The organism is Psittacicella melopsittaci (genome assembly GCF_003585925.1).
Lineage (GTDB): Bacteria > Pseudomonadota > Gammaproteobacteria > Enterobacterales > Psittacicellaceae > Psittacicella > Psittacicella melopsittaci.
In genome coordinates this window covers 1-3,277 of record NZ_NRJH01000086.1, presented here as the reverse complement: position 1 = coordinate 3,277, position 3,277 = coordinate 1, and the positions used below count along the sequence as shown (strand labels likewise).

Annotated in this window: 3 protein-coding genes; all 3 read left to right on the top strand. The window is 31.1% G+C overall.

The window, feature by feature from the left end; genetic code table 11:
- A partial coding sequence (locus tag CJP74_RS07850) for a restriction endonuclease subunit S (RefSeq protein WP_222987046.1) occupies positions 1-927 on the top strand: 927 nt, incomplete at its 5' end.
- 483 nt (positions 928-1,410) lie between these two features.
- Positions 1,411-2,820: a restriction endonuclease subunit S gene (locus CJP74_RS07840; protein WP_119497962.1), complete on the top strand. Its 1,410-nt coding sequence runs from the start codon at positions 1,411-1,413 to the stop codon at positions 2,818-2,820.
- Positions 2,821-3,143: 323 nt separating this feature from the next.
- Positions 3,144-3,277, top strand: a 134-nt coding sequence (locus tag CJP74_RS08180) for a restriction endonuclease subunit S (protein ID WP_222987048.1), incomplete at its 3' end; no start/stop codon positions are given.

Here is a 3,277-nt window from a genome sequence, read left to right as displayed (position 1 = left end):
ACATTTCGTTCAGGAAAGTTTTATAGTACTAACGTAAATGGAGTTCTAATTTCTCATCGTGGATATAGTAACAAAGCTATGGCAGAAGCTCTCAATAGGGTTGCTTTTAGATATGTGGCTAATGCTATTATTCCTAAGTTAATGAATAATGTGATGGAGCAGATAGTTTTTGCTTATCCTCCTGATCTTGCTGAGCAAAATAAAATTAGTTTCCTCTTTAAAGAAATTGATGAAATAGTAGCAGAATCTAAAAAAGTTAGTAATATTTTTTTAGAGATACGCAATAGTTTAGCCTACCAAATGACAGCAAATTCTTTAGAAGAAGCACCTAAATTAAGGTTCTCTTCTTATAAAGAAAAATGGAAAAGAGTTCTCTTAAGTGATATAGTCGATATCGTTGGGGGAGGAACTCCATTAACAACAAATCCAGAGTTTTGGGAAGGTGGAACGGTTAATTGGTTTACTCCTGCAGAGATTGAGAACAATAAAGTTTATATATCCGATAGCGGAAGAAAAATAACTGAAGCTGGTTTAAAATCCAGTTCAGCAAAAATATTACCTATAAATTCTGTATTGTTTACTTCTAGGGCAAGTATAGGTAAAGCAGCTATTTTGTCTGCAGAAGCCTCAACAAACCAAGGATTTCAATCCTTAATTCCTAAAGAAGGTAAATCTCTAACTTACTTTATTTATCTGCTAACAGCTAGGGTTAAAGATTTTGCATTACAAAATGCAACAGGAACTACTTTTTTAGAGGTATCATCTTCAACATTAAAAAGTATGTTAGTAAGAATTCCTAGTTTAGAAGAGCAAGAAAAGATAGCTAAACTTTTTGCTGATTTAGATAAGTTATACGAAATAAGAAGTAGTTATATAAAAAACATTGAATTACTTAAACAAGCTCTCTTACAACGTATGTTCATTTAAGTTACATACAAATAGTCCTCGACACTTAGTGTTGAGGACTTATTTATTATGCTCATCTCATATAGATTTAAAGAGGCGTTTTCTGTATTAATTATCTTTGTTTCGGTTATAATATTTACTATTGTTACATATAAAAAAGAGCTCTAACGAGCTATAGTCTCAAAAATTAAGAAAATATCATGACAAAACAGATTATACAGGGTACTTTACCTAGTTTTACTGGGTATAGTGGACCTTGGGTAATAGAAAAAATGAAGAAAATCTTCGTAAAAGCTACCCAAGGACAGGTGCTTACAGTGCCTAAAGCCAACACTATTTTAGCCCCTATATATATATCCGTTCCAATCATTAGAAGATATAGATAATGGGGTCTCAGGATACTCTAAAGAATATTTATCTAGGGATGTTACAGATAGTCCTTTATCTTTCCTTGTAAGTAAACTTTATAGTACCCATGTAAATAGTGTTCTTGGCTTTAAGAACATGTTTGCAGATAAAGCTATAGCTAAAACTTTAAGCAAGTTTAAGCATACAGCTACAGCAGAAAATGCTAATAGCAAATTAGAAGAATTAAGATTTAGCATTGCAAAATATACTGCTGAACAAACTGTAAGAGATTTCTATCTAGAAGCTAATTTTGAACTAGTCTATCAAGATAAGTTATTAACTTTTGAGAAATCTATTAGATATTTAAGTGAAGAAAAACCAAAAAATAATCTTCCTAAATTAAGATTTCCTGGGTTTAATGAGAGCTATCAATTTTTTGAAGTAAATGAAATTGGTAAAGTTCAAACAGGTAATACTCCTTCTACAAAAGTTAAAGAATATTGGAGTCGTGAGGATGACCAAAGAAAACATAAATGGGTAACACCTTCTGATATAAACTCTCCTACAATTGAAAATACAAAGAGAACTCTTACTGATTTAGGTTGGGAGAAGGCAAGAAAAGTTCCTGCAAATTCTCTATTAATAACTTGTATAGCTTCTATAGGTAAAAATACTATAAATACTGTCCCTACTTCATTTAACCAACAGATAAATTCTTTGACTGCAAAAAAAGGGTTTGATGTTTATTACTTACTAACTTCCTTTAACAAGAATACCAAAAAGTTAATTAGAGCAGGTGCCTCTTCAATTACTAATATTGTAAATAAGACTCAGTTTGAAAGTTTTACATTAAGGTTACCTAAGGATTATAAAGAACAACAAAAAATAGGTAAATTCTTTAAAGAAGTTGACGATAAGATTACTAGTCTACAAAATGCCTTATCTAAATCAAAAGAACTAAAACGAACCTTAATTTATAAGCTATTATTTGTACAAAATAATTCACAACCAGACTTAAGGTTCTCTGGTTTTAATAAGTATTGGAAAAAAGGAGAGCTTTACTCTATATTTGATTACTTTAAGATTGGTAAGATAGATAATATTTCAAGGTTAAGTCAAGAAAAGACTGAAGAATTTAGGTATCCTGTTTACAGTTCCAAAACTTCTAATAATGGTATTTGTGGCTATTTTGATACTTATTCATTTGAAAATTCAATTACTTGGACAACAGATGGTGAGTATGCTGGAGATGTAAAATATAGAGAGGGTAAGTTTCAAGCAAGCATACATTGTGGAATTATGATCTCTAATAGAGGGTTTTCTTGTGTTAGTATTGCTGAAATATTAAACAGAATAGCTTACAGATATGCGACAAGAGCAAATATACCAAGAGTTGGCATGGGGACGTTAAAACAAATAGTGATATCTTACCCACAAGGAACTGAAGAACTCCAAAAGTTAAATTGCTTATTTACTGATATTAATAATCTAATTTATACTTATGAAGCTACTTTAAAGCAACATAAAAAATTCAAACAAGCTCTTGTGCAAAGAATGCTTGTTTAAGCTTTACATAAAAGTCCTCGACACTTTGTGTTGAGGACTTATTTATATCCATATAGATTTAAGGAAGCGTTTTCTGTATTAATGATCTTTCTTTCGGTTATAATATTTAATATTGTTACATATAAAAATACGCTCTAAAGAGCAAAAGTACCCAAAAATTAAGAAAAAAATCATGACAAAACAGATTATACAGGGACCAAAACTCAGATTTCCTGGGTTTAGTACTCCTTGGGTAAGAGATCAAGTTAAAAATATCTTCGATGAAATCACTCGTGGACAAGTACTTGCAGTATCCAAAATGAGTCCAGTTCCTACCCCTATATATATATCCTGTTTATTCATCACAGACAGTGAATAATGGAATTATCGGTTACTACAATGAATACCTTTTTGAGGACGCTATAACTTGGACTACCGATGGCTATGCAGGACGTGTAACATTTCGTTCAGGAAAGTT